This window comes from Bradyrhizobium sp. IC3123 (genome assembly GCF_020193625.1).
Taxonomy (GTDB): domain Bacteria; phylum Pseudomonadota; class Alphaproteobacteria; order Rhizobiales; family Xanthobacteraceae; genus Bradyrhizobium; species Bradyrhizobium yuanmingense.
The window spans coordinates 195242-220521 of sequence record NZ_JADYVF010000012.1 but is presented as its reverse complement, the minus strand read 5'-3'; the positions used below and the strand labels follow the sequence as shown (position 1 = coordinate 220521).

The 25280-nt window shown below is 57.9% G+C and carries 14 protein-coding genes and 7 pseudogenes; 12 read left to right on the top strand and 9 right to left on the bottom strand.

Features of this window, described 5'->3' with window-relative positions; translation table 11 throughout:
• The first annotated feature begins 193 nt into the window (after positions 1-193).
• Together I6F20_RS30410 and I6F20_RS30405 are read left to right on the top strand one after the other, a co-directional pair.
• A complete protein-coding gene (locus I6F20_RS30410) occupies positions 194-550 on the top strand; it encodes a hypothetical protein (RefSeq protein ID WP_225129228.1) in 357 nt (118 codons plus the stop codon).
• Positions 547-1116, top strand: a complete 570-nt coding sequence (locus I6F20_RS30405) for a 3-methyl-L-tyrosine peroxygenase-related protein (protein WP_225129226.1) — start codon at positions 547-549, stop codon at positions 1114-1116. Before I6F20_RS30410 ends, I6F20_RS30405 begins: the two co-directional genes overlap by 4 nt.
• Positions 1117-1157: 41 nt before the next feature.
• Here I6F20_RS30405 and I6F20_RS30400 read toward each other — a convergent pair whose 3' ends face one another.
• The 4 genes and pseudogenes from I6F20_RS30400 to I6F20_RS30385 form a co-directional block, all read right to left on the bottom strand.
• A complete protein-coding gene (locus I6F20_RS30400) occupies positions 1158-1895 on the bottom strand; it encodes a hypothetical protein (protein WP_225129224.1) in 738 nt (245 codons plus the stop codon).
• Positions 1802-2455 (bottom strand): hypothetical protein, encoded by a 654-nt coding sequence (locus I6F20_RS30395; protein WP_225129222.1) that lies wholly within the window; start codon positions 2453-2455, stop codon positions 1802-1804. Before I6F20_RS30395 ends, I6F20_RS30400 begins: the two co-directional genes overlap by 94 nt.
• Before the next feature lie 1115 nt (positions 2456-3570).
• Positions 3571-4230, bottom strand: coding sequence for an SDR family oxidoreductase (locus I6F20_RS30390; RefSeq protein WP_346276910.1), 660 nt, complete (start codon positions 4228-4230; stop codon positions 3571-3573).
• Between the two features lie 1370 nt (positions 4231-5600).
• Positions 5601-6948 (bottom strand): annotated as a pseudogene (locus tag I6F20_RS30385) (IS701 family transposase).
• 157 nt (positions 6949-7105) lie between these two features.
• Here I6F20_RS30385 and I6F20_RS30380 point away from each other — a divergent pair.
• The 3 genes and pseudogenes from I6F20_RS30380 to I6F20_RS30370 all read left to right on the top strand — a co-directional run.
• Positions 7106-8088, top strand: a pseudogene (locus tag I6F20_RS30380) (IS630 family transposase).
• Positions 8089-8600: 512 nt separating this feature from the next.
• Complete coding sequence (locus I6F20_RS30375) at positions 8601-9638, top strand: cytochrome-c peroxidase (protein ID WP_518513078.1); 1038 nt, start codon at positions 8601-8603, stop codon at positions 9636-9638.
• A 912-nt stretch (positions 9639-10550) separates the two neighbouring features.
• Positions 10551-10722 (top strand): annotated as a pseudogene (locus tag I6F20_RS30370) (IS3 family transposase); the annotation flags it as partial.
• Position 10723: 1 nt separating this feature from the next.
• On the opposite strand, the pseudogene I6F20_RS30365 reads toward I6F20_RS30370, so the two are convergent.
• A pseudogene (locus I6F20_RS30365) lies at positions 10724-11092 on the bottom strand (DDE-type integrase/transposase/recombinase); the annotation flags it as partial.
• Positions 11093-12413: 1321 nt separating this feature from the next.
• Here I6F20_RS30365 and I6F20_RS30360 point away from each other — a divergent pair.
• From I6F20_RS30360 to I6F20_RS30350, 3 genes and pseudogenes are all read left to right on the top strand, one after another.
• A complete protein-coding gene (locus I6F20_RS30360) occupies positions 12414-13571 on the top strand; it encodes an HlyD family secretion protein (RefSeq protein WP_225129220.1) in 1158 nt (385 codons plus the stop codon).
• Between the two features lie 319 nt (positions 13572-13890).
• Positions 13891-14700 (top strand): annotated as a pseudogene (locus tag I6F20_RS30355) (glycosyltransferase family 2 protein); the annotation flags it as partial.
• A 125-nt stretch (positions 14701-14825) separates the two neighbouring features.
• Positions 14826-15319 (top strand): annotated as a pseudogene (locus I6F20_RS30350) (integrase core domain-containing protein); the annotation flags it as partial.
• Here I6F20_RS30350 and I6F20_RS30345 read toward each other — a convergent pair.
• Positions 15249-16976, bottom strand: a complete 1728-nt coding sequence (locus tag I6F20_RS30345; protein ID WP_225129218.1) for a recombinase family protein — start codon at positions 16974-16976, stop codon at positions 15249-15251. The pseudogene I6F20_RS30350 and the gene I6F20_RS30345 sit on opposite strands and share 71 nt — an antisense overlap.
• 63 nt (positions 16977-17039) lie before the next feature.
• Positions 17040-17573 carry a hypothetical protein gene (locus I6F20_RS30340; RefSeq protein ID WP_225129216.1) on the bottom strand — a complete coding sequence of 178 codons (534 nt, stop codon included), beginning with the start codon at positions 17571-17573 and terminating at the stop codon, positions 17040-17042.
• A gap of 1395 nt (positions 17574-18968) precedes the next feature.
• Between I6F20_RS30340 and I6F20_RS30335 the strand changes: the two are divergent.
• The 3 genes and pseudogenes from I6F20_RS30335 to tcmP all read left to right on the top strand — a co-directional run.
• Positions 18969-20468, top strand: a pseudogene (locus tag I6F20_RS30335) (ISNCY family transposase); the annotation flags it as partial.
• Between the two features lie 108 nt (positions 20469-20576).
• Complete coding sequence (locus I6F20_RS30330; protein WP_518513080.1) at positions 20577-21050, top strand: DUF5131 family protein; 474 nt, start codon at positions 20577-20579, stop codon at positions 21048-21050.
• Positions 21051-21124: 74 nt separating this feature from the next.
• Positions 21125-21535, top strand: coding sequence for a three-Cys-motif partner protein TcmP (tcmP, locus tag I6F20_RS30325; RefSeq protein WP_225129214.1), 411 nt, complete (start codon positions 21125-21127; stop codon positions 21533-21535).
• A 1015-nt stretch (positions 21536-22550) separates the two neighbouring features.
• On the opposite strand, the gene I6F20_RS30320 is transcribed toward tcmP, so the two are convergent.
• Positions 22551-22775 (bottom strand): hypothetical protein, encoded by a 225-nt coding sequence (locus I6F20_RS30320; RefSeq protein WP_225129212.1) that lies wholly within the window; start codon positions 22773-22775, stop codon positions 22551-22553.
• Between the two features lie 395 nt (positions 22776-23170).
• Here I6F20_RS30320 and I6F20_RS30315 point away from each other — a divergent pair, with 395 nt between their 5' ends.
• Positions 23171-23989, top strand: a complete 819-nt coding sequence (locus tag I6F20_RS30315) for a nodulate formation efficiency C protein (RefSeq protein WP_225129210.1) — start codon at positions 23171-23173, stop codon at positions 23987-23989.
• A gap of 615 nt (positions 23990-24604) precedes the next feature.
• On the opposite strand, the gene I6F20_RS30310 is transcribed toward I6F20_RS30315, so the two are convergent.
• Complete coding sequence (locus I6F20_RS30310) at positions 24605-25195, bottom strand: AAA family ATPase (RefSeq protein WP_225129208.1); 591 nt, start codon at positions 25193-25195, stop codon at positions 24605-24607.
• Between the last annotated feature and the right edge of the window lie 85 nt (positions 25196-25280).

Genomic DNA, 25280 nt, shown 5'->3' with positions numbered 1-25280 from the left:
GCAAACCCGCTGCTTCCGCTGGTCTTGATCAGAGCTTGCGATACGAACCAAGATCTTGGTCTGCGGACGTGGTTTGTTTGAACCGGCTCTGGTGTAGTTGTGCAGGCTGGATGAAACTCGTGGAGTAATCTAGAAAGGCTAAGTTATGGCCACGCCACATCTAATGCTTCCAATCGAGGTATCGGCGGACCTGATGAGGCATCTGTCGCCAGATCGCGCGCAGGCGGTAGTTGACATCATTAGAAACTCCTCGCCATCTCTCATAAGCCAAATGAAATCTTTGAGGCTCATTCTCGGCGCCGATGTGAACGCAGTCGCTCTTGAGGACAAGGTGCCGAGTTCAGGCTCCAAAATGGATCGCTACGACTGGTTCTTCTTGGTCCAGCGTATCCAAAAAGATTCAGACCTTGCCGGATTGGTGGCGCTTCTTCGGACTATGAGTGGATGCGCCGCACTTGTAAGCTCCAAGAGCGTCCTAACAGATGTTGAGGAAGCGATCCTGGGCGAGGCCGTTCAATCGATTGTAGAAAACTACGGAGAACGAACATGACTGGCCCTATGAAGTACGAGGAACTTAGGAGGGCCCATGCCGGTGAAGCCCTCACCAACTGGATTACTGGTCATCAAGGCTTGTTCGTACTCTGCCGTGAACTCGAGCGCAGCCTCAAGCTAATGGAACGTGCTATTTCAGCCGACAATCATGTGGCCACTGCTCGTCAGTTTCAGCGGTTCTCATCAATAACCAGGGCGTGTGCAGTCGCGTTCAAGGTTGCCGGCAATATGTCCAGGAACGACTACGAGAAACACGTGGTCGTTCCGATGCTCGGCGTGGATGAGGCCTTCACAGGACTTTGGGCTCGCGACCATTCCTCGATGTTGCAGCAACTGCGTTCCACCTTTGCGAAGTTGCGCGGCTTCGAAGCGGAACGAGCAGCCATAAAAATGCTGACCGCCGTGATGGTCAAGCAACACGAGCGCGTTTGCGAGCGCTTTGCGAAGGGCCGGCCCAGTCTGAACGCTCAAGCCCGAAGCGGAATGGCAGCGGATCGTCCAGAAGGCTACTTGCTTATTCGTGAGCGATTTGGACCGCGGCACGTGCAGTTGATCGACTCATAGCGAATATGATCGGCCACCTGGAGTGAGCAACACGCTCCCGATCAATGGTTCGCCGAACTAGGCGCCGTTTGGCTGCCAATGAATAAGCCGGCGTCAGTCAACGCTTTTACGTAGGTCTCGTGATGGTGAAAGTCGTGCTTGAACTGCTCAAGGTTGTCGAGCTCATCATGCCAATTTTCTGCTGATAACTCTCCTTTGAATGTCGATTTCAGCATCTGCATGATGGCAGCTCGTTGCTCGACCGGAAGCTTGGCAATTGCCGAGTTTAGATATCCACCCGGCCCGAGTTTTACCTCAGTTGAGGTATAAACACCGGCCGCACGAACAGCGTCGATCTGGATCGGTAGGCTCACCCTGCAATTCGGGAATATCCATGCGCGGTAGCGATGCAATGCGAGAAAGTAGATCGATGCGAAGAATGCAAAATAGCCGTCGATCGGAAGAGTGCGCGCTGGTCTTTTGTCGGTGCGCGGCGTAGTAATGTTGTTCCAAGTTGGCATGCCTACGATAATAGGATCACCGGGCTGGTACGAACTTTCCAGATATCGGGCGTGATCTACGGTTGCAATTATCTCGAACCCGATATTTGGATTTAGGCCTAGCATTGCTCCAACTGAAGCCGATAAGCCTTCCCGTAGCGCGCGATCCTGGCTCTCCAACCGGAAGCGGTATCCATCACCATTCTTCACGACCTTGTAGTTGTCATCGATGCCGCGAGCCTTGGGACCCTTCGTAATGTGGGAGTTATAGACTTCATGGTCATAAGTCTCCTGCCACATGATGATGCCGTCAGCGCCGGGTTCTTCAGGCTTCTATAATGCCGTGACGTCAGCGCCATCGTGCAAAACAGTACTCTGTTTGCGAGACTTCCGCCCATTATCTGCCTTACTCGTTGAACAAGGACGGGAAGCTGATCTCTTACGAATTTTACATCATCGCCACCAACAAGTTCGATGTGCTGGAAACCCTTCGCGAGTAGGTACTCAACCTGCACGACAATGAGCCGCTCGTCCAGGCTTATCCGGCGCATCTCATTGTTGTCGGAGCGCCAGCCACAGAAATTACAATCAGACGCGCAGCGATTTGTTACCTCCACCGGTGCCATCGAAACAACCAAGCCGCCATAAATCTTGCGACGGACAAATTCGGACTTTGCAAGAACTTTGTCGCGAATGGCCTGGAACTCGGTTGAGTGGATCGCGTTCACGAGTGAATTGAGCTTCGCGTAGCTGAGTGACTCGCTCTCCGCTTCCTCCAGTATTGCCTCGACTTGCGGCACTGTTGGGATGTCATGATTCTCGGTAAGGTCGAGAAAACGCTCGCGGTCGATTTTATACATGGTTCACGCCCTGTGAAGGCAAATGCTGTTTTCGGTCAGAGCTCAGAGTTCTTGAATAGTTCGGCAAGCGCAAAGTGGGCTCCCAGTTTTAGGAGTAAGGCCCCAGGCAGCGCCATCAATCGAATTGCCGCCGACGAGTAATTGTGATGGAAGCATCATATGGCTGGAATCATCTACTACCAAATGTTGTAGAGTTGAGGTCCCAAGGGAAAACGACCAACTGTGCCGCGGAATCTGCCAGGAGAAATCGCCCTTCGCAGTGCTTCGACCTCGCTCGAGGGACATTCACTCGACATCGTCCGCTTCGGGTTCTATCGGTATCGTTGACGGCCTCGAAGCTCTGCGAGCCCTTCCCTGTTGCGGATGATCAATACACTCCGCGCCTCCGGCGGGTCGAACATAGGGCGATCAGGCCAGCCTAGCTGTCCTCTCACCGATGACATTTCTAGTGAGCGGAACCTGCGACTTGTCTATCAGGCGCCGACACCGCGAATTTGGTGAGACCCTGCGCGGGACTGCCGAACTCGCCGTCGATCGTCGCGGACACGCCGCGGTGAGCTGCGTCATCCAACTACAACAGCGATTGTGAGAAACTTCACGATACAACCTCGGCCTGAGGCTTAGGTTAGGGTGCATCGAGTAGTGCTACGGATGTGCTGGCCCCTATTTGGTCACCACTTTGCATGTCCCGCAGCGATAAGCGATCGAGGCATCTTCGGGTTTCGCTTCCCTCGGAGTTTCAAAAGCGGGAGAAGCACATGGTGGGACGTCTTCCAGAACGTCGGATTGATCTAAAAGCGCGGCTCGAGAGTGGTGGGCCGCGCAAACGTCTTGCCATAGACGGGGGCGGAATCCGAGGGGGCCTCTCGTTGAAAATTCTAGAGGAAATCGAGCGGTTGCTAACCAAGGCAAGCAACCGCGCCAGACTGTCGTCTGGCGGACTATTTCGACTACGTCGCCGGAACCAGCACCGGCGGCCGCGCCGGAGAGCGCCGCCAAGTCTTGCTGTCCACACCAGCGGGCTTGCGGGGGCGAGCATAGGCTTCGTAGTTCCCACTGCTGTACTACATCGCAACCTCAGATCTTGTTTTATGTGACAATTGATCAGCTGCTAGTCAGAAGATGCTTTCGGGCGCCTGACACTTGTACGGGACGCCGATCGTCAGACCGCCATCGACGACGATTTCGGAGCCCGTAAGATAAGAGGACTCGTCACTGAGCAGGAACAACACTACCTGTGACACTTCCGGCGGCTCGGCTGCCCGCCCAAGCGGAATGGGAAAACTGGAAGAATCGAAGTCCTTTGTCATCCAGGTGTTGATTAACCCCGGATGGACTGAGTTTATTCGAACCCCAGACGCAGCGGCCTCCAAAGCAGCGGACTTGGTAATGCCCCGCACGCCGAACTTGGAAGCAACGTAGGCGTGAAGCCCTGCACTACCCCTCAGCCCCTCGACCGACGAGATGTTGACGATCGAGCCTCCGCCCGCGCGGCGCATGGCCGGCAGGGCAGTCTGCATTCCCAAAAATACACCGGTGAGATTGACAGCAAGGGTCTTCGTCCACTGCTCAAGCGGAAACTGCTCGATAGGAGCAATACTGACTATGCCGGCATTGTTGACGAGGCCATGCAGCGCGCCAAACTTGCTCTCCGCAGCCGCGATCGCTTGGCACCATTCCTCTGGCTGAGCGACGTCTTGACGCAGATAGATCGCGGATGTGCCAAGGCCGGCCGCGAAAGCCTCGCCTTCTTTACGAAGAATATCGGTGATCACGACTTTAGCTCCCTCGCTACCAGCAGGCGCGCATGAGCGGCCCCCATCCCTCGAGCCCCGCCGGTCACCAGAATGACTTTTTCGCTGACACGTCCCATAATTTCGCTTCCTCGAGAGTGTGGTGGGTGCAAGGTCTTTGCGACATCCACTATGCACTATGTCAATCGCCCCCTGGTCGATCTGCTGTGTCCCGCTGCGATGCCCAAAGGCTGTGCGTAGTGCCGTGTAACTCGGCGTGAAAACCAACTCGATAACGATTCCACGTCGTGGACACGCGTCCGCCGTTCATACATTACCGTCGGAGTGTTGAATTGGCATCATGACATTGGGCCACCTTGTTGAGCCCGACGAATCACGACCGAGTTTCCTCCGGAAGATGCGCGTGGACTGCAGGCGACGCAACGCCGGTTCCGCACAGATGCACGTACTGAGCTCTTCGTGGCTGGCCGCGGGAGTGGGGCGCAGAACGCATGAGGTTCTCCGAGTCTTGCGAATTGGAGTATCCATCCTGTGCAATCGACGCGCCGAGAATCTCGTACGAATGCAAACTCACGCAACTCTTGCACAGTTGCTACAGCTGTTCCGATCTTCTTACGCGACCTGGGTATCCGCTAGCATGCGTTTCGGGCCATGCACAGCGATAGCGTTTCGACATTAAAGCTTAGTCGAGCCTCCCCAAACTGCGAGGCGTGCGAACTCGTCATGCGTTTATGTCCCAATTGATCATGTCGGACTTTCGACATTCCGCGTGGCCAATCAAACAAGGGGGAAGGCAACAGCAGAAGAGGCGACGGTTGTCGGCGGCCTTCTCGTACATCTTCATCCGAGCGAGTCCTCTAACACCGAATGAGGTGCTTGGCATCGACGTTGCATGCGACAGATAGAGAGGCCTATCGAGTTATCATCATCGTCGGTGAGCATACTTCACGGGAATGAACGCACGATCGTCAAGCTCATTCTGCACCACAGAATTGAGGTGCAGCGCGCAGAACTGTACGCGTCGTCGGCGAGACGATCATGATCAGCGCTCTATGAGCCGAGGGATCACCGAGCTGCATTGGAGGTTGCATCATCGAGGTTGCATCATCACAGTCTCTTCAGGATGCTTCAAAAACCGAGCACTGTTGCTGAGACGAGTTAGCTGAATCTACAGTTGCGTCCAAACACTCCAAGAGCGAGGAGGAATGCGATGCCCGAGGTAAAAGGTATTCCTCTTGATGCGCCTCTCTACCGTGGGAGCAGAGACCGTGGCAGCGCGTTTCTCGGCTGCCAAGCCATAAACCTTGTATTCAGCGTGGGGAGCGAGGTGTCCTCTCTACTACCGAAGGGATTAGCACTACTTTGGCAGATTTGGTTTGTGCTGTGGTTTTTCACAGATTCGTCTTCTGCAGTGCGGGCATCGCTGCGATGGCGGCCGGAGAATGAGATCGACGATGGCGTGGCGTACGGCGGGCATGGTTGGTTGAGGCGGAGGCCCATTGATTCTTTTTTTCCGTCCCGCATGTGCGAGGCGACGGTGCTGCAAGAAGGCGTAGGCAATCATTGTCATCAGGGCGTGGCGATGAAGACCCTGCCATGATCGCCCTTCGAAGTGATCAAGCCCAAGCTCCTCCTTCAACTGCTGATGCGCCTGCTCACAAATCCATCGTGCCTTGATGGTGGCGGCCAGTGTGCGCAGATCCGTCGCCGCAGGGAGGTTGGCGAGATAGTATTTCTTCTCCCCTGAGGCACGCTGCTCGCCAATGAGCCAAGCTTCGTCGCCCGGGAGATGCTGCTGACCCTTATCCCAGATTCGCTGCGGAGGGCCGTCGGCGGTGCGGACACGGAGAGCAGCAAATCGGGCTTTCAGCCGACCTTTCGTCCCGCTGCGCCAACTCACGGTTTTCCATTTGGCGCTCGCCAGCATGTGTTCTGCCGCAATTGATAAGATATCCGGCACGTGGTGCTTTCGTGGTTTCCCGCGGACTTTGGTAATCGGCCAAATGAGCTTCACATCAACCGGATACACCTTGAGGTGCCGAGGGATGCCGACGGCCCAGGCCAATCCGCGTTCTGTTAGCCCTTGTCGAAATGGTGCGCTGAGCCCGTATCCTGCATCCGCCAGCACACATCCAAAGCGCACGTTGGCTGCCATCGCTCGATCAACCTCAGCCAAAGCGATTTCTGGCTTGGATCTTGCCGTTCGGTGTTCGATCGGCACCCGAGCACGCATCAAACGAGACACATTGCCTGTCCAACTCTCGGGCAGAAAGAGACGCAATGCGACCATCACGGGCACTTCGCCGCGCGCAAGGGTCAGCGACACCAGCGTTTGGCAATTTGCCGTTTTGCCAAGAGAGGACGCATATTGAGCCGCGACACCAACCGAGCGTTCGCCCTTTTTCGGCATTGCGGTGTCATCAATGACTAACACCGCATCCTTGCCGCCGACAAGCCGATCCGCCTGGTTGAGCAGCTCAGATTCCAGCGGTGATGCGTCCCAGACACCTTCGACGATGAAATGGTGCAGCTGATCGTAGTTGCCGGTTGCAAGGCGTTCTGCCATCGGCTGAACGCTCTTGCGATCGCCCGGGCCGATCAATCCCGCAACGTACAGGGGATACATCCGCTGCCGGTCTTATGACCCAACCGGTCCAGGAACGGCTTCAGCCAGCGTTCGAGTTCGTCTTCCCATTCCGCCATGGTCAGCCCTCCAAGAGCCGACCACCCATGAATCATTGAAAAATCGATTCGGGAATCCTAATAAACAGCCCAAATCCAACAATCTGCCAAAGTAGTGCTAGTGTCCCGAGTCACAAGTTCGCAATCGTAGATTGCGCATTAGATTCGCGTCGCTGTGCCAGAGATGGCGGCTGCAACAGCGACGGAGGATCTGATGGCGACCCAGCGACTTGCGCCCCTGGTATTGAGCGATGATGAGCGTGCTGAACTTCAGCCGCTGAGAATGCGGCGAAAGGCGGCGCAGGCGTTGGCTCTGAGAGCCCGGATCGCGCTGGCCTGCGCGGAAGGCGGTCAGAACAAGGAAGTGACGGCCAAGCTAGGCCTGGAGCGGGGGACGGTAGGCAAACGGCGGCGGGGCTTTGTGAAGCAGCGCGTGGCTGGGCTGCACGATGAGCCGCGCTCGGGAGCACCGAAACGTATCTGGCGGGCCTTCGGGCTCCAGCCGCACCGGCTGGAGACATTCAAGCTCTCGACTGATCCGAACTTCGTGGCCAAGGTGCGTCATGTCGTCGGGCTTTACGTCTCGCCACCGGCACACGCCATCGTCCTGTGTGTAGATGAAAAGTCTCAAATCCAGGCGCTGGACCGCAGTCGGCCGATGCTGCCGATGCGTCCCGGCCAGCCGGCCCGAAGGAGTCACGATTACAAAAGGCACGGCACCACATCGCTGTTCGCCGCCCTCGACATTGCGACCGGACCGGTTATCGGCAAGTGCTACGGACGGCACCGTGCCGCCGAGTTCCGCAAATTCCTGGACGAGATCGAGGCCGCTGTGCCGCGCCAACTCGACGTCCATCTCGTCATGGATAACTACGCCACTCACAAGACCCCGCTGATCCGGAAATGGCTGGCCAAGCGGCCGCGCTGGCATGTGCACCTGACCCTGACCAGTTCGTCATGACTCAATCAGGTCGAGCGCTTCTTACCGATTAGAAGATCAGGCGCCGCGTCTATCGCAGCGTAGCCGCCCTCAGGGCGGACATCGCCTCGTTCATCGAACGACATAACGCTGATCCCAAGCCGTTCCGATGGACCAAGTCAGCCGATGATATCCTTGCTTCCATCGAACGCTTCTGCCGTTACAATGCCCCGGTACAACACGACGCGATGTTGCGAACTTCTGGTTCAGGACACTAGACGCGATCCGGCAGACAGTTAGCTAAGTTCATCAAGCTCAGCGCCAGGCCTCATCCCGTCGTGACAGCCTGGCAGCCCCCTTTCAGGCCCATGGGACCGAAAGCCGGTTGGGGAGGGACTGACGGCGCTGCGCTAGGCACGGGGCGGAGCTTCGATCGGGCTCGTATTAATAGTGTAACGCCTGCGACATCGATTCGGATCCAATTGGAGGGAGGTTTCATCTACTCCCGGGACAGGTGCCTGCGACGTCACTGCCCCCTGCATTTCGTCGGAGAGACGCGTCGTGCCTCCTCGAAGAGCAGCAAAACACTATGCTTCGTGATTAGTCGAAGTGTTCGTGTCGGGCTAACGACAACTGTCGTGAAGCCAACATCGAACACAGAAACCCTAGACCAATTCACTCGCGCGCGCTGGCTCAGTTCCTGCATAGCAAAAGCCATCCATGCAGCGGGCGCCTCTTCTGAAGAACTGTTGTTCGGTAGCGGCGCGGCAAGATCTGGAAGTCTCACGTCATGCTCAAGGTATCGATTACTACCGTTCTGATGTGTGTCTCATGCAATGCCATCGCAAACGACGATTTGATGATGACAGCCAGACAGATCTTCAAACCGATCCCTTCTGGTATCCCCGCCCTAAAGGACAATCCCGTGACTACCGAGAAAGCGGAGCTCGGGAAGATGCTGTTCTTCGACCCTCGTCTGTCGGCGAGTGGGATCATTAGCTGCAATACCTGCCACAATCTTGGCACCGGCGGCGTAGACGCGGGTCCAACGTCAGTTGGTCACGGTTGGCAACGGGGAGCGCGGCGGGCGCCGACCGTCTACAATTCAGTGTTCAATGTCGCGCAATTCTGGGACGGACGCGCGCCGGATCTTAAGGCACAAGCCAAGGGGCCCGTTCAGGCGAGCGCCGAGATGAATGCGACTGCGGATCACGTAACGACCACACTGAATTCGATGGAAGATTATGTGGGCAAGTTCAAGCAAGCATTCCCGCGTGATACACCGCCGGTCACCTTTGACAATTTCGCGAAAGCGCTCGAGGCTTTTGAAGCGACGCTCACGACACCAGCAGCTCCGTTCGATGGATACCTGAACGGCGATGCCAACGCGCTGGATGACCACCAAAAGGCAGGATTGCGGCTGTTCGTGGACAAAGGCTGCGCCTCCTGCCACAACGGAATCAATATTGGTGGGCAGGAGTTTTTCGCGTTCGGCGTGATTGAAAGACCAGACAGCAAACTGCTTCCCCCAGCCGACCAGGGGCGTTTCGCGGTCACGAAGGCCTTCAGCGACCGATACGTGTTCCGCGCCGCCCCTTTGCGCAACGTTGCCCTGCGAGCTCCCTACTTCCATTCGGGTCAGGTTTGGACGCTCCAGGAAGCGGTAGGCATTATGAGTGAGGTGCAGCTCGGCGCCGAGCTCACCGAGAAGGAGAAGAACGATATCGTTGCGTTTCTTAATTCATTGACCGGCCGGTTACCCAAGATCGAATATCCGATACTGCCAACGCGCACAAAGGATACGCCGCCACCGTCCTTAGACAGATAGTGCTCTTGTTCACTATCCTGGTTGTTCCACGGTTTAGTCGCGGCGACGCAGCTCCGCTTTGCAGCTGCCGCAAGCCGGAGCGCGTTCAGGCTCGTCGAACCGATCTCTGAGATCGCACTGCTCCCTATCGCGAAGCACTGGATCAAGGTGAAGAGCGGCTTCGGTTCACGATGCCAGTGCAACACCTGCTAAAGGTGTTGTTGCGATGGGACGATGCTCAGCCTTGAGGAGCGCGGCCCTGGCCGGTCGCCACCCACGATCAGTCGGGAACTTAGGCGCAATTCCAAGCGAACGAAGGCTTGGGCCGGCGGCGACGAACCAATCCGCGTCCAGCAGGTGGCCGAGCGACGGCGGTTCCAAGGGAATGGCTTGATCGGACCCCAATCATCGATTTTGCTGAACTTGACCCTCAGAGTGTAAGTCGCACCATGGATGCGCGATTCCTCACAGCGTCGCGCAAGAGTTTGCTGCTGAGACACTGAATCGGCGCTGGCTTGCGACTGTTATGCCCGAACCATCAATGACAAGTTGGATCTCGTGCGCTCAGCTCCCACAACCTGCTTGGCAGCACAGTGGAGGGTTTCCCCAGAGCATCGTGTCCGGATTACGACTCAACAATTCGCCTGACTTAGCGACAGCATGCCCTTCTTTTTGGCACCGACAGAACCACCAGCGCCGAGCTCTCCCGCGTGCTGGCGTCGTCGCAGCGTGCCTGTAGGTCATCGACAAGACGACATTTGGCTCGTGCTGCCCAGCAAAGCGATCTGACGATCTGCTGTAAGGCGACCGCGCGAGAGTGCACTGTGCGTGGTCGCGAATTGAGGATGATCTCGAACGGCACGGACGCACCTGATGCGCAATTCAGACGACCAGCTCTACTTAATGCCGAGCGCGCTCACGTCGGTGAAGTCGGACAGGGCCTTGGAAGAGGAGAACGTGAAGCTGAAGAAGCTTCTGGCCGAGCAGATGCTCGATGCCGCCGCACTTCGCGAGCTCCTTTCAAAAAATGGTAAGGCCCGCCGCTAAGCGCGCTGCGATCGCGCATCTGCAGGCTGTCATGAGCCTGTCGGAACGGCGGGCCTGCTGGCGTTGCAGGTGAACTCGGTGCCATGGTCGGACACGATCATTTCTCGCTTGCCGCGTCGCTGGACGATTGCCGTCAGTTCGCCGACCACGCGCCGCCCCGAGATCGACGTCTCCGGAATGGCGCCAGGCATTCGTTGGTGACGTCGTCGACGATGTTGAGGATGCGGAAGCGTCGGCCATTGGCGAACTGGTCGTGGACGAAGTCCAGCGACCAGCGCGCGTTCGGCCTCGCCTCGACCAGGATCGGGGCACGGGTCCCCACGGCCTTTGCGGCGAGCCCGCCTTTTGCAGACGGTGAGCCCTTCCTCGCGATAAAGCCGGTAGATCCGGTTGATGCCCGATGGCTCGCCCTCCCGCCGCAGCAAGACGTCCCGCTGCTTGACGGATTTGCAGCTCGACGCTTACAATCGAGCTCGCGAACCGAAGCATCTCGTGCTTATAAACGCTAGGATCCCTATGTGTGTCACCTCGCAACCGTGAACAGAGTCACTGGCGATTGGTTCACCAAGCATTTGGCCAACCAAATGGATCCTGCTGTTATCTGATTTTGATCAATGACGTTTCATTGCAGCCCTGCTTCTGAGCAGCCCGTCCGTCTCGTCAGACCTCCGATCTGACCGACCCCATTTGGTTACCCCAGGTGAGCCCTCAGCGACGCGCTCGCCATAGCAATGAGGTAACACCAGCAAATTTGTTGGTCGACGGCTATCCGTGGCCACAAGCTCGACGTATCAAGCTCTCTACCTTTGCCTTGACTCCTTGACCGAGAGAGCAGCGCACAGCTCCGGCATACCCCGCACAGTTCATCGCAATGACGGCTTATAAAGCTGAGGACCCATCATTGCCCTAAGGGCTGATGGGGCAGGCGGGTTATCAGGCTTACGGACTGTCGCCTGCCATTTGGAAATTGGAATACTCTAGCCATAGGCCCCGCCTCCGGACGCATTTCAAAGTCGGCCGGAGAATGTTCATTGACGTCATTTTCCTCCGTTCTTCCCATTGACTCGGAGGCGGGCTTTTCTGTCCAACTAGAAAAAGCCATCGCCATGTGTCCGATTTGCGACCTTACGTTAGAACATGACCTTGACTGTCCGATCTCTGACATGCTGTCGGTTTGGTACACTTCCTTGAAAAATTATCCCTTACTGATCAAGCTGTCGCGGTTGGCACAGGATTTGAACAGAGAGGCGCATCCACCGCAGCCGACCACGAAGCGGCGGCTACGCTAACGCTTCTTCGGCTGTGGCCTTTTGACGCAATGACACGAGCTGCCACATGGAGTCGGTCTCAATAGAACGTCACAAAAACTGCCCTCAATGTGGCTCTGCATTGGTCCACCTCGAGTGGCATGAACGCATCGGTGCGCGGGGGGTCCAAGATCTCTGGCGCTGCTGGAACTGCAGGAATGAATTCATGACCGTTTGCACTTCTGACGATACGGATCCTCCTGCCGCTGAGATCACGAAGCTGTTCTTTACCAGCCTGTTAGTCTGATCATGACGCCTGAGCCACTAACACTTGCATCCGAGCGGACTTGGCAATCCAAAGCAGGGCGGAGGGTCGCTTAGGCGAAAACGATTGGACCGTAGGCTGCTCAGTAATACGCTGCGCAACCTTCCCGTCATAAATGCAGTTGGGAGTTATGAGGCTCGTACGTGCAATCGTCGGCTTGGCCTGTTGGCAGTGGGATTGTACGTTATTATCGGTGAGCACTTCGCTGGAACATCGGCGGACGCTACACTCAATGCTCGGCTCTACATCGTTCGCGCCCCAATCGAAGGAAAGGTAACGCTTGCCGTAAAGAGCATCGGCGCGCGCATTAGTCCCGGCGAGCTCATAGCAGAAATCAACGACCAACGCTTCGATACCGCGAGGCTTCTTGAGCTTGATCGCCATCGCACGAACCAGCAGATCGAGCTCAACCGTCTCGTTGGCCAGCGAGAGGCCTTGTCCGCATCCAGGTCTCGCTTCGATGTTCAATCAACTGATTACCAGCGCGGAAGGGTTCGGCAGATTGAGGCTCGAATTGCCGAAACGAAAGCAGCTCAAGACGCTGCGGCCACACGCCTTCGTCGAGCGGACGCAGAATTCAAGCGAGCAAACGAACTGAGCACGCGTGGTGTACAGACGGCGGCGAATTTGGATCGCGCTCGTGCAACTTACGACGTCGCGCAGCAAGAACTGGAGAGTGCGCAGCAGCGAGTGAAATATTTGGAGACGGAACTTACGTCCGCTCGCGAGGGCGTCTTCATCGGGGAGTCCTATAACGACGCTCCCTCCTCGGCCCAACGTATCCGAGAGCTCGAGCAGCGGTTGGCCGAGCTAAATGTCGACAAGGAGCAGGTGAAAGCACGTATTGTACAGCTCGACCGGCAAGTCGATGCCGAGCGTCTTCGTGTCAATAATCTGAGCTTCGCTACCCTTAATGCCAGCGTCGTTGGTCTGGTCTGGGACATACTAATAGACGATGGCCAATACGCGCGGCGCGGCCAGGATCTCGTCAAGATCGTAGACTGCAGTACCCAGATTGTCACCGCGGGCGTCAGCGAATCTCTCTACGACGGTCTCTCGGTGGGAACGGCCGCGCAATTTCGGTTGTTTCGAGATGATCGTATTTTCAATGGAACCATAACCCGCCTTGGCGGATCCGGTGCGGCCTCGCTCTACACCAATTTTGCTGTGGGTCCAAGTGCGCAACATCTCCAGCGCTTTGATGTCACAGTGACAGTTCCAGACCTTGCAGGAGAGGCAGATCTCGGCTGCGCGATTGGACGTACTGGACGCGTCATCTTCACAGCTGGCCCAATCGCACAATTCCGTCGCTTTATAACGCGGTACGGACTCTGATGATTCTGCTGTCGCCACTCGTTGCTGCCTTCGCAGGCGCCGCCTTCATAATTGGGCTCTGCCTTACCGTCTTTCCGTTTCTCAATCCGATGAAGTGGTATTGGCGCGCTCTGCTCCTGGGGACGGCTGCCGTACTGTCTTGGCGTTATATGGCTTGGCGCTTCACCGAAACGCTGGCGCCCCTCGACTGGACTGCGGACGCGCTGTTCAGTTGGGCATTCGCCATCCTCGAAGCTCTGACGATGCTTTCCTCTACCATCGCGTTTTTCATACTGTCGCGGGTGAAAGAGCGGTCGGCAGAAGCAGACCGGTACTCTGAATGGTGGCTGCCTGGAGAAGCGCCGCGTGTGGACGTCTTTATCACGACTTACAACGAGCCTCGGAAGTGCTCGAGCGCACGATCATTGGCGCGGCGCAAATCCGCTATCCACGGCTTCGGATTTTTATCCTCGACGACGGCGCCAGGAATTGGGTGCGGCAACTTTGCGAGCTGCACGAAATCGGATATCTCGCACGCTCGGATAAGGAGCACGCTAAAGCGGGAAACATTAACCATGCACTTCGCGCGTGCGCCCGCGATCCAGCCCCCCCGGTCTTTGTCGCTGTACTTCACGCAGATTTCGTTCCCCATGCGGACTTCATCGAGCGGACGCTAGCGTTGTTTCACGAGCCAAGCGTCGCACTAGTGCAAACCCCGCAGCACTTCTTCAATCCTGATCCGATCCAACATAACCTTGGAATAAGCACCGCATATCCGGATGAACAACGTCATTTCTTTGACAACGTCGAGCCAGCGCGGGACGCTTGGGGGATTGCCATCTGCTGTGGGACATCATCCGTAATGCGGGTACCGGCCGTCGAGCAGATTGGCTGGATTCCAACACAAAGCGTAACCGAGGACTTCCTACTCACCCTCAAGCTTGCGGAAAACGGCTGGCAAACTGTGTACCTTAACGAGCCATTGACTGAAGGTTTGGCTCCCGAAGGACTGAAAGAGTATATTACTCAGCGTGGACGGTGGTGCCTCGGCTTGATGCAAATTGTCCGCAACTCATACAGCCCCTTTGGCATGCGCAGCCTTGGTCTGATGCATCGAATCGGGATCCTCGATTCATTGCTCTACTGGCTCAGCACTTTTCCCTTCAGGCTTGCCAGCCTGATTTGCCCACTGTTGTACTGGTGGTTCGGCATCACCATCGTGAACGCGGCTGCACGCCAAGATTGGACAACTGACAATCGAGTGCGATTTTTGCGGTGCGCCGCCATGGCGACCGCAAGCGGCCGATCCGGACACGGTTCGCCGATGACGGTGGCGATGCGCCGAACGACCGCTGGTCGCTCGACTTCGTGTCGGATCAGCTCACCGATGGCCGCCGCTTCCGTATCCTCTCACGGTCATCGATGATTGCACCCGCGAGTGCCTGGCGCTGGTAGCCGACACCTCGCTCTCCGGCAACCGCGTGGCGCGGGAGCTGGACCGGCTGACGATCGAATGCGGCAGGCCGAAGATGGTGGTCAGCGACAACGGCAGCGAGTTCACCAGCAACGCCATCCTGACATGGGCTGATCAGAGCCGTGTCGCATGGCACTACATCGCGCCGGGCAAGCCGATGCAGAATGCCTTCATCGAGAGCGTCAACGGCAGGTTGCGGGATGAACTGTTGAACGAGACGCTGTTCACGTCGCTGGCCCAGGCCCGCGTCGCACTCGGATGCTGGCGGGCCGATTACAACTGCGCATCAGAACACCCATCTGGCTATGTAATTGAAGAGAAGAGATTTTGTTGAGCGGGATGCGATCCCGCGGGGTGATGATTTGGGTTCTGTCGCGCTCGTTCGCGATAGATTGAGCAGCAGTTGTTGTCAGCGAGGTGCGGGCGAAGATCCAAGGACCATCCGGCAGAGGATGGATGGATTCGATCTCGCCGACTTCAGCGGCCAGCCGGAGCGTCTTGGGCGCGATCTTCAAGAGCTTTGCGGCCTTGCCAAGGTTGAGCCATGGCTCGATCCCGTCCTCCGCGGGCTTGAACACCGGGATGTGGTAGTTCGAGCGCATTGATGTGACGCGCTCGCGGGTCCAGCGATTGCCGTTGCCGGTCTTGAGGCCGTTGCGGTTGAGGAGGCCGGCAATCAGATCGTCGCTGGCGATCACCACCAGTTGACGTACGGCCTGGATGATGTCGGCAGAGGTGCTGTTGCGTTGTCCGCGCCGGCGCTTCGGCAAGCGCAACTCGCTGTGGGCGCCACCCACCCAATGGACGATGAGAACGATCTCGGACGCCACGTCGTCGATATCGGCCACGACCTCATGAATGAGGGTGCGCACAATGCGCTTCTTGAGACGAGCATCCGTCGTCGGCGCATCCCAGACCGTTTTGAGGTTCGAGGCTAGAATGCCGAACGAAGCTGGATCAGCAAGGGGTGCGGACGTCGCCACATCATGCATGGCGATCTTGGCCTCAACCTCCGCCGCGTGAGTAAGCGCCCTGTTCCAGCGGGCTTCCAGCTCACTGGCGACCAGCCGGTGCGCGGGATCAGCGGCATCGTATTGCCGGAAAGCCCTGTCGGCGGCATAGCGCGCCGCTTCGAGGTCGCGACTGAGAGCATCGCGTACCCGATCGCGCCGTTCCCTGGCTCCGTTGGCGGCAGCGGTTGCGGCGGCGACCGCGCCTGGACCGACGACTCCAAGCAGTGCTTCCTCGATGGCGTCATCGACGCGCAGTCCGCCGAAGGCGATGCAGTGGGCCCCGCCATTGTCCATCCAGGCACAGCTGCAGCTGTAGCGCGGGATATGGTTCTCCATGCCGGAGTACCGGAGTGTGAGCTTGCGACCGCAGCGCTTGCAGCGGATCAGACCGGCCAGCAACGCGTCACTATGCTTGGGCGCGCCGTGATGCCGACTGGTGGGAACATTACTGCTGACCATGGTGCGAATCGCCTCGAACTTCTCCCAGCTCACATACCCTTCGTGAGTGTTGGGCTTCAGCGTCAGCCATTCGTTCCGCGCCTTGCGGCGGATCTTCACGCTCACGCCCGCGGTGCTGTATCCCGCCGCCACGGCCGTCTTACCATAGGCATAGGCGCCGCCGTAGACCGGGTTCTCAATGATCCGGTGGATGGCAGATCCGCGCCGGTTGCGCTCGACGATAGCTATAATCAATTCTTCGGCGGCGATCAGAGCCAGCTCCATTTTCTCCGCAACAATGGTCGACGTATCTCGACCGATGCTGTCGAGGTGGTTCAAGGCCATCGCTTTGAAACTATGGGCTAGGCGCTCCTCGGCATCGTCGCGCGCATAGTCAATAATAGTATCCAGGTGGGCGACGATTTCAGCCCGTTGCTCGGTTGGCTTTGGACCGTCAAGCAACGTCATCGCTCGAATAAAGGCCTCTTCAATAGGGATCATATCACGTTTCCTTTGTTACTGTGATTGGAAGCCGCAATTCCAGCTCGCACCGTTGGTGCAGATTCAGCGGATTGAAAGGCGGGGGACTTCAAACGGCTTGCCGCTCCTCTTTAAGAAGTACCAGGCAGAGGGTATCTGTAGATTTTCGTCGAATTTTCCGTCGACCACATGCCCCACGGCCGATTCCGTGAACAACACCGCGTCATCTAAAGCCACCTTTTCGGCTTTGCCCGTATCGATGTTGAAGTATTCACGGTGATGCCGATCTTGTTGACCTGCGATGAACGCCTTGTTCCCCACGCAGACCAAGGGCACGCCCGCTGCAGAACCTGGCACGGCAGTGCTCGACAGGGCCGGCCTCAGAAGTGCGGTCGGAAAGTAGATAATTGTTCGGTGTGATATTCCGCCCCGCTGATGCCACGCGATTTGGTCTTGTGGGGCAGGCGTCGCGGGAAAGGTAACGATGCCCTGATTGCCGTGGCCGTCCTCTACAAAGATGCCGAATGATCCGCCGTCAATTGAGATATCGAGTTTGATAAATGCACCAGGCGAGATGTTCTGAAATTTAGTAAGCACCGCCGCGAGATCGATGTTCATTGGAAATGCTCCATTCTTTTGGTGCTCATAGGGGAGTTTTGCTCAACCGATGCGGGCGCGATAGCCACCCGAAGGCCAATCGACTACTTCGGGGCTAGCCCGGGGCTCGAAGGGCGCGGCTGATCCTGGATGGGACGGCCGCGCCCTTCAAACCTGAGAAAAACGGGACAGCGCGGACGGGACACGGCGCTCACGCCTCCGGAAGCACTGTCCCTACCACCAGCCGTCGCCCTCAGAGGTAGCAAGGCTGGCCACCTCGGCCCGCTGAGAGGCTGAACTCCCAAAGGGTGCTACCAAGTATCGCGGAGAGGACTGCAAGGCAATCTACCAGGATTGGTCGGCGCCGATCTCATCTGGTCAGCGATTAGCCGGCTGGCGGGTATGGATCGTGGCCATATGTCCACTCGATTCTAAATTGGTGGCTTCGCTTTGAACGAGAACCTGAACGTCGTGCCCTGCCTTTCCGTCCGCGTGGGCGGCATCAACCGCGGCGCGGATTGCCTCTTTCTGAGTAGCGTATGGGCGGAGTGCTTGCCATTTACGAGGTCCATTCGTCATTGTGGAGTGTGAATGATATGTTGAATACGAGCCATAAGGTCTTTCTCCCCAGGTTCTGGAACGCGTGTCCACGCCGGGAGGGAGTTTGCAACCTGACGCGGTCGCCTCAACTACCGGATTGGAGGGGGGGCGAGCTGGCCTCTTGCAGGACACATTTGTGTGGCAGGCTGAGTTGCTCGATGGTGGACCTGAAGCGCGCGTCGGCTTGCCGAGGACCGCTCAGAGCCAGGCGGGCGGCCGAGGAGATCGGGGGAGTCGGCCGATGGATAAGGCGCTAGCAATCGCGTGGGCGTGCATTCTAATCGTCCTGGTGCTGTTCGCCGCGCTGTATCTTCCGTGGTCGTGATTTCAAGGAAGCAGCGGATTGCCGCGCCGCGCCTGCTTGCCGCAGGCAAGCCGGCGGCAAGCGTTCGTATCAGGCCATCGCGAGTTGGCGCGGCGTCTCAGTCTCATTCCATTTGACGCCGCTATGGCGGAAAGCGACGACTTCGGTCGGTGGCTCATCCCTCTCGACGAGCTCCTCAACTATGGCCTCACTTGGGCTGCACTTTCAGGCCCAGCTCGATCAGGCGGCGGATGGGCTTCGGGACGGGTGGTCACGCCATGCTTTTCTCGCCACGGTCGATGGCAGACAGTTCAAGGTCTTGCCAACGCATGCCGATCTGCGTGTCAGGTATCCACTGCGTTCGCAGCACCTCAGCCGGCCCGATCGCGCCCTGAAGTGGCGACCACGCCAGCATGCGACTAAATTGTGAGTTAGGCTCCTTTTAGGGGCATATCCGCGCGTGTACTTCACATCCAAGCGCGCGCCGTTGGTCACGCTGAACGCGCGGACCGATGGGATGGGGAGAGCTGAGCATGGCGACTAGGAAGGAACTGACGGCAGCTGTGGGCGAACGCTACCGATCGAGCGATCGCGTGGAGAAGGCGCGGATATTGGATGAGTTCGTCAATGTCACTGGATATCATCGCAAGCATCCGATGCGGCTGCTGCGGGGCCACGATGGGTCGCGAACAGGTCGTCGGGCGCGGCGCCGGATTTACGGTGAAGCCGAACGCAATGCGCTCGCACTCCTCTGGGAAGCCTCGGACCGGGTTTGCGGGAACCGGCTGAAAGCCTTGATACCGATGCTGATCGACGCGATGGAGCGGCACAGCCATCTTGACCTCGCTCCCGAGATCCGCGGCAAGCTGCTTTCGATGAGCGCGGCGACGATCGACCGGGCGTTAGGCCGGATTCGGGAAGGGCCCGGTCGCCAGCGCCGGCGATCGGCCGCACACGCCCTACGACGCAGTATTCCGATACGGACTTCGGCGGATTGGAATGATCCCGCACCGGGCTTCGTGGAGGCGGACCTTGTCGCCCACAGCGGTCCATCGGCGCGCGGCAGTTTCGTACAGACCCTGGTCCTCACTGACGTCGCGACCAGCTGGACGGAATGCACGCCGCTGATCGTGCGCGAGCAGACGCTGCTGAGCACCGTGCTGACGGAATTGCGTAAGCAATTGCCCTTCGCGCTTCTTGGCTTGGACACGGACGATGACACCGTTTTCATGAACGAGACGCTTAAGACGTACTGTGACACGGCCGATATCATTTTCACGCGCTGCCGGCCGTGCCGCAAAAGCGATCAAGCTTTTGTCGAGCAAAAGAACGGCGCTGTCGTGCGCAGGATGGTCGGCTACCGGCGGTTCGAGGGTTTGGAGGCAGCGACGTTGCTGGCGCAGCTCTACCGCTCGGCGCGCCTGTTCGTGAACTTCTTCAACCGTCGTTCAAGCTGATCGCCAAGCAGCGCGACGGCGCCCGGGTGCACAAGACCTACAGCGCGCCTTCCACGCCGCATCAACGGCTAGCCGCCGACTCGCGCACGTCCGATGAAGTTCGCGCCCGTTTACAAGAGACTTTCGCCGGCCTCGACCCCGTCGCCTTGTTGCGCGATATCCGAGTGACGCAGGAGTGGTTGGCGGCGCTTACTGACGCCGAGCCTGCCGCGAACCCCGGCCCGATCGCGCAGCCGATTGATCTTTTCCTGGCGAGCTTGAGAACCTGAAGGAGGGCGGTGCCCGGCCGACAGATCGGCCGATCGCCAAAGCAAAAGAGGCCGTCGCCGTCCCGACCCGCTCATTCGAGTGACGCCGGATTTGCGCAAATGGTTTGAAGCCGAGCCGTGGCGGACCGGCAGTGAACCCCTAGCGCGATTGCAGGCAAAATGCCCTGGAATCTATCCCCAAAAACTTCTGCGCACGCTACAGCGTCGCCTAAAGACCTGGCGCAGCGAACAGGCCAACGCCATGCTGTTTGGTCCCTCCCAAGAGACGCCGCCTCCACTTCAAGTCAGGAGCAAAAAAGATGAGGCAGCGGACCACCCTGAGGGAGCACTTTTACGTGCGGCAATACGGAGTGTCACCCTGATCGCCGCCGCGCACAAGATATTTGTAAACTCGATGAGCGACCTGTTTCATGAACGAGTTAGCGACGCCTTCATTCGCGACGCCGGGCAGGTGATGCGCGAGACACCGCATCACAACTATCAGATTCTCACGAAGCGCCCCGAACGCATGGCCAGGTTGGTCCCTGCCCTCATCGGCGAGGTCCTGCCCAATATCTGGCTCGGCACTAGCATTGAGAACGCGGACGTAGTGGTTCGCATAGAGCACCTGCGCCAGGTGCCGGCAGCCATTCGGTTCATTTCCGAGCCCCTTATCGGAGCCGTCGGCACTGCCGATCTCCGGGACATCCATTGGGCGATCGTCGGTGGCGAAAGCGGGAAGGCAGCTCGGCCAATCCGTGAGGAGTGGATCGACGAAATCTATGTGCAGTGCTTATCAGCCGGGACGGCCTTCTTTTTCAAACAGTGGGGCACCTGGGGGCAAAGACAACAAGAAGCGCTCGAAAAAGGCCAATGGACGCGAATATAGGGGGCGGACCTGGCGATGAGATGCCCACCGGTCCCGGCGCTGTTCCATAATAGCGCAATACGGTTGGGGGCGACGTGGCCGAAAAACGGTATGAATGGGCTGATGGCGCAAAGCTCGAGGAGCATTCAAAGCGCAAACACAAAATCCTGCGCGAATACGTCTTCGACTATCTAACCGTCCGCTGTAAGCTCCCGCAACAGGAGCGTTTTCGGCTTGCAATCGTCGACGGATTTGCCGGTGGCGGGCGATATCACTGCTGCACGCCTGGGTCACCACTGATATTCATTGAAGAATTGAAGCGTGCTGTCGAGGCAGTGAATACACATCGTGCAGTTCAAGGCCTCGGCGCCATCGAGGTCGAGTGCCTTCTAATCTTAAACGATGCTAGCCGCGATGCCATAGAATTGCTGAAGACACATGTTGGACTGATGGAAGCTGACATTGTTCAGACGTGCCCGAAACTACACCTTCCGTGGAGTATCTGAACGAGTTTTTCGAGGCTGCGTATCCAAAGATCAAGACGTTCTTGAGCAAGGACGCTACAAAAGCGTTCTCTTCAATCTGGATCAATGTGGGGACAGTCACGTCGACCGGAATACGCTTCTTGACATTATGCGCTCCTATCCCGCCGCCGAGATCTTTTACACCTTTATGATCAGTTCACTTCCGGCATTTCTACAGAAGAACCAGCCGGAGCAGCTAAGAGTGCGGCTTGCTCATCTTGGGCTAAACGAGCGCGAATGTCGATGCGCTTAATGGACTCATGAGCAAGAACGACTGGCTACGGACGGAGAAGATCGTCTTTGACGACTTTCGTCTATGCGCTCCCTATGTCAGCCCCTTCTCGATCAACAATCCGGGCGGATGGCGGTATTGGTTTATCCACTTCGCCAACGCCTAGCGGGCGAAGCAGTTTTACAACGATATCCGGACAATGCGAGCCTTCAGGCTCATTTCGGTCGGTCCGGCCTCGACATGCTGTCCTACGATCCGAGGCACGATGAGGGCATGCTCTATCTTTTGACGATAGCGGACGTGCGTCCGCAAAGAACCGGCTCTTAGGAGATATTCCGCGCCTCGTGACGGAATCGGGTGACGTCATGTCTGTCATGGACTTCTACGGGAGCATCTACAACATCACCCCCGCTGCATGCGCATGATGTGCATGCAGCAATCATCGAGAACCCCGACAGGGTCCCACTCTCGTCGAAATCAAGCGCCAGAGCCACAGCCGCATCCACTTCTGCCACCGTCCGCCGCGATCCTTGGCGAGTAGGCGCGCGGGAAACTCGGCCTCGCGCTGTTCGATCCCGCCGGGTCTTCGCGATCTGCGAGATATGGCGTTGGCGGGGTATTCTCCCACTGCTTGAGGATCAGCGTGGGCGCTGTCCGGCCAGCATCTCACACCACGTCGCCGCGAGCCGGGTTTTCAGCGGCATGTAGTTGCGCCGCCTTACTTCCACGCTCCATGAAGACGCGATGAAAAGTCAAGTCAGCGCATTAATTTCCCTCACGGCTATCGAGCTTGGCCCAGATGGCGGTGTTCGCCTCACCGAAGTTCAAGCTCTCTGATCGCAAGGGGGCAAGTTCTGTTGGGTCACCGACAACTGTTTGTGCAATCTTGATGACCTCCTTCGCGATCATTTCCGTTAGCGGATCGTCACCATCCTTCACGCAAACGGTATAGAGCACTTGCTTGTAAGCCGCCCTCATGCGGCTGACCATTTCGGGCTCCATCGCGGCGTCTCGAACCAATCGGTGAATAATGCACCTGTCTCAACCTGGGGTTCGGCAGGCCTCCCTCTCACTGAGACGAACATAAACGCTTCCCCCGAACGGAGTTCACCGAGAGAGGCAATGCCACAACGTGAATTTAGTGGTTCCCCCGGGAATGGTAAAGCCACGCCCATCGTCCGGACCGCGCGCATATTTCGCGGTGGCCTTTCGACCTTTGGTTTCTCGCAAAAAGTGGCTTCCCCAGCCGTGATTGGCCCGCCGCCGGGACCGTCACTCCAGACGCCGATGGCATTGTGACCGACCAACCCTGATAGGTGCGTCTTGGGTCTCTTCGGAAATACGATGTGACGCGTAAGGGGCGGCTGCGTAGGGTGAGAGAATAGATGACTAATAGGCGCGTGCTTTGGTTCGCTCTCGGGCTCGGGCTCTGTGTCGGCCATATTCTGTGGCTGATTTTGCCCGGCGGGCTGGCGGGTAAGGGCGACGGCGTCCGTGCGGATGACAACCCTCTGATCGACAAGGTTAGATCAACTTGGCGAACGGAGGATGGTGAGACGGCGGAGGAAATCTTTGCCAAGGTCGCGAGGGTAGCCCACTTCGCTCCCAGGGGATGGGAGGTTGGCCGAAAGACCGACACTGGCCAGCGTGTTGTCTTTTCATGGGCCAAACACAGGTCTGACAAAACGACGGACGAAAATATGGTCACGTGGGAGGTGGCCCCCGATGGCACGGTGAAACTTGTGACTCCATATGCGAAACCGATGGAACTAGGCTGGCAAGCGTTCGCACTCTCTCTTGTTGTTGACGAGGTAGCGAATAACGAAAGAGGCGTGAACCGCCGCTTTCTGCATGATCCCGCTAACTTCAACTTCGTGACGACCGCACAAGGCAAGTTGGGCGATCTTCTGCGGCGCGGCCGCTGCACGATCGGCGAGCCGGTTGCAGTGCACTACTCGCCGAAAATACACGAGCAGCAAACCGCCGAAGACGACCTGTGGCGCGTCGAGCTTTCGGTCGGCTGCAGTATTCCCGGCCTTGGCGACGGAGCCATCATTTTCGAGAAGCGCGAAGGACAAAATTGGGAGCCGCAATCCGTCTTCGCCAAGCTTATCGCCACGTCAGTACCCGGCTCTTGGTTTGAGCTTGCAGACCCCAAAGACCAGGAAGCATTCGAGCCGCCCCGAAAGACATTGCCAAAGTGAAGGCAGAAAACAAGCTGGAGATGCAGGGCCGTCGATCATAAATGGCCTTGATACGTACGATCGCGCGCGCAGAGAACCGCGCCCGAGAGCCTGTCATCCGGGGTAGACCATGGATGCACTGGCGAGCAAGCCGACCGTGGAAACATGGCCGGTTGCCCTCATATGGCCCTATGAACGCAATTCCGGCGCCCTTCGCCCAGCAGATCGCGGCGTCGCCAATCGGCTGCGCGACGAGATGCTGCGGCTCGAATTGTCCGACCTCGTGGAGGGCGGCTTCGAGAACGCGCTGACAGGGCATAACGGGGTAGCGTCGGAATCCAGGAGTTCGTCCTTGCGCGCCGCCGCCGCATTCCGAGCACTCAACAGGAGTCGGCCGTCACTTGCCTTACAAGGATCGTTTGATCAATCGTATTCTCGCCTGCGTTCTCCGATTTCGGATTCAGAGCAGCAATCCCGACTGACAACACAAAGAGGCTATCGTCAACGGCTCGGCTCGCCCGGCGCGGTAGGCTCCACGAGCGAGCGTCGCGCGGCGCGTCTGCCTAGCACGCCGCTTTTTCGTTTCTTCCGTATGGCTCATGACGACCCCTCGACAAGCTGTTCCAAGACCCACCGCTACAGCTCACGAACTTCCTCCGAGGCTCTTCCCTCTTGTGCAAACTCGGTCACGCCTAATCCTGCCCCAAGCGCGTCCTGATGGTCATTGCGCTGTCCGACATAGGGAAGCGCAAGCACCCCGAGCGAATTGAGCGACGTTGCAGCTTCAGTCAAGCGGCAGCCCCGCGGTGGTGTCTGATTGAGGACGAAAGCAAATCGGCGGTTGAGCCTACGAATAGCAATCAGCGTCGGTATCGCAGCTTCGATGTCCGCCGGACTCGGACGCACCGGGATCAGGCAAAGATCGGCCCTCGCGATTGCGCGCATGGCCAGTGCATTATTTGTGGCGGCGGTATCGATGACGATAAGCGAGATCCCCTCAGCTTCAAGGCTGACCAGCGCCCCTTCTATTTCGACGGGATCGGCGCCCCGAACGAGCCGCGGATAGGAATGGCCGCGCCGCTCTTTCCATTTTGAAATCGTTCCTTGTGGATCCGCCTCGACAATTGCAACGCGCTTTCCGTTCGCCAAAGCGGCGACTGCAATTCCGACCTCCAGCGTGCTCTTGCCGCTTCCGCCTTTTTGGGTGACCAGAGCAAGGACATACATCGCCTGCGTGTCCGGACAACAGCGACATGAAACGCACGATTCGCCGAAAAGAGCCTGCTGATTGGTAGGCCTACCATTCGCCATC

Excerpts from the sequence above, each read along its gene's own strand:
- I6F20_RS30410 (WP_225129228.1), top strand. The coding sequence starts at position 194 with ATGAGGCATCTGTCGCCAGATCGCGCGCAGGCGGTAGTTGACATCATT.
- I6F20_RS30405 (WP_225129226.1), top strand. The coding sequence starts at position 547 with ATGACTGGCCCTATGAAGTACGAGGAACTTAGGAGGGCCCATGCCGGT.
- I6F20_RS30400 (WP_225129224.1), bottom strand. The coding sequence starts at position 1,895 with ATGTGGCAGGAGACTTATGACCATGAAGTCTATAACTCCCACATTACG.
- I6F20_RS30395 (WP_225129222.1), bottom strand. The coding sequence starts at position 2,455 with ATGTATAAAATCGACCGCGAGCGTTTTCTCGACCTTACCGAGAATCAT.
- I6F20_RS30375 (WP_518513078.1), top strand. The coding sequence starts at position 8,601 with ATGCTCAAGGTATCGATTACTACCGTTCTGATGTGTGTCTCATGCAAT.
- I6F20_RS30345 (WP_225129218.1), bottom strand. The coding sequence starts at position 16,976 with ATGATCCCTATTGAAGAGGCCTTTATTCGAGCGATGACGTTGCTTGAC.
- I6F20_RS30340 (WP_225129216.1), bottom strand. The coding sequence starts at position 17,573 with ATGAACATCGATCTCGCGGCGGTGCTTACTAAATTTCAGAACATCTCG.
- I6F20_RS30330 (WP_518513080.1), top strand. The coding sequence starts at position 20,577 with ATGAGCGACCTGTTTCATGAACGAGTTAGCGACGCCTTCATTCGCGAC.
- I6F20_RS30320 (WP_225129212.1), bottom strand. The coding sequence starts at position 22,775 with ATGGTCAGCCGCATGAGGGCGGCTTACAAGCAAGTGCTCTATACCGTT.
- I6F20_RS30315 (WP_225129210.1), top strand. The coding sequence starts at position 23,171 with ATGACTAATAGGCGCGTGCTTTGGTTCGCTCTCGGGCTCGGGCTCTGT.
- I6F20_RS30310 (WP_225129208.1), bottom strand. The coding sequence starts at position 25,195 with ATGTATGTCCTTGCTCTGGTCACCCAAAAAGGCGGAAGCGGCAAGAGC.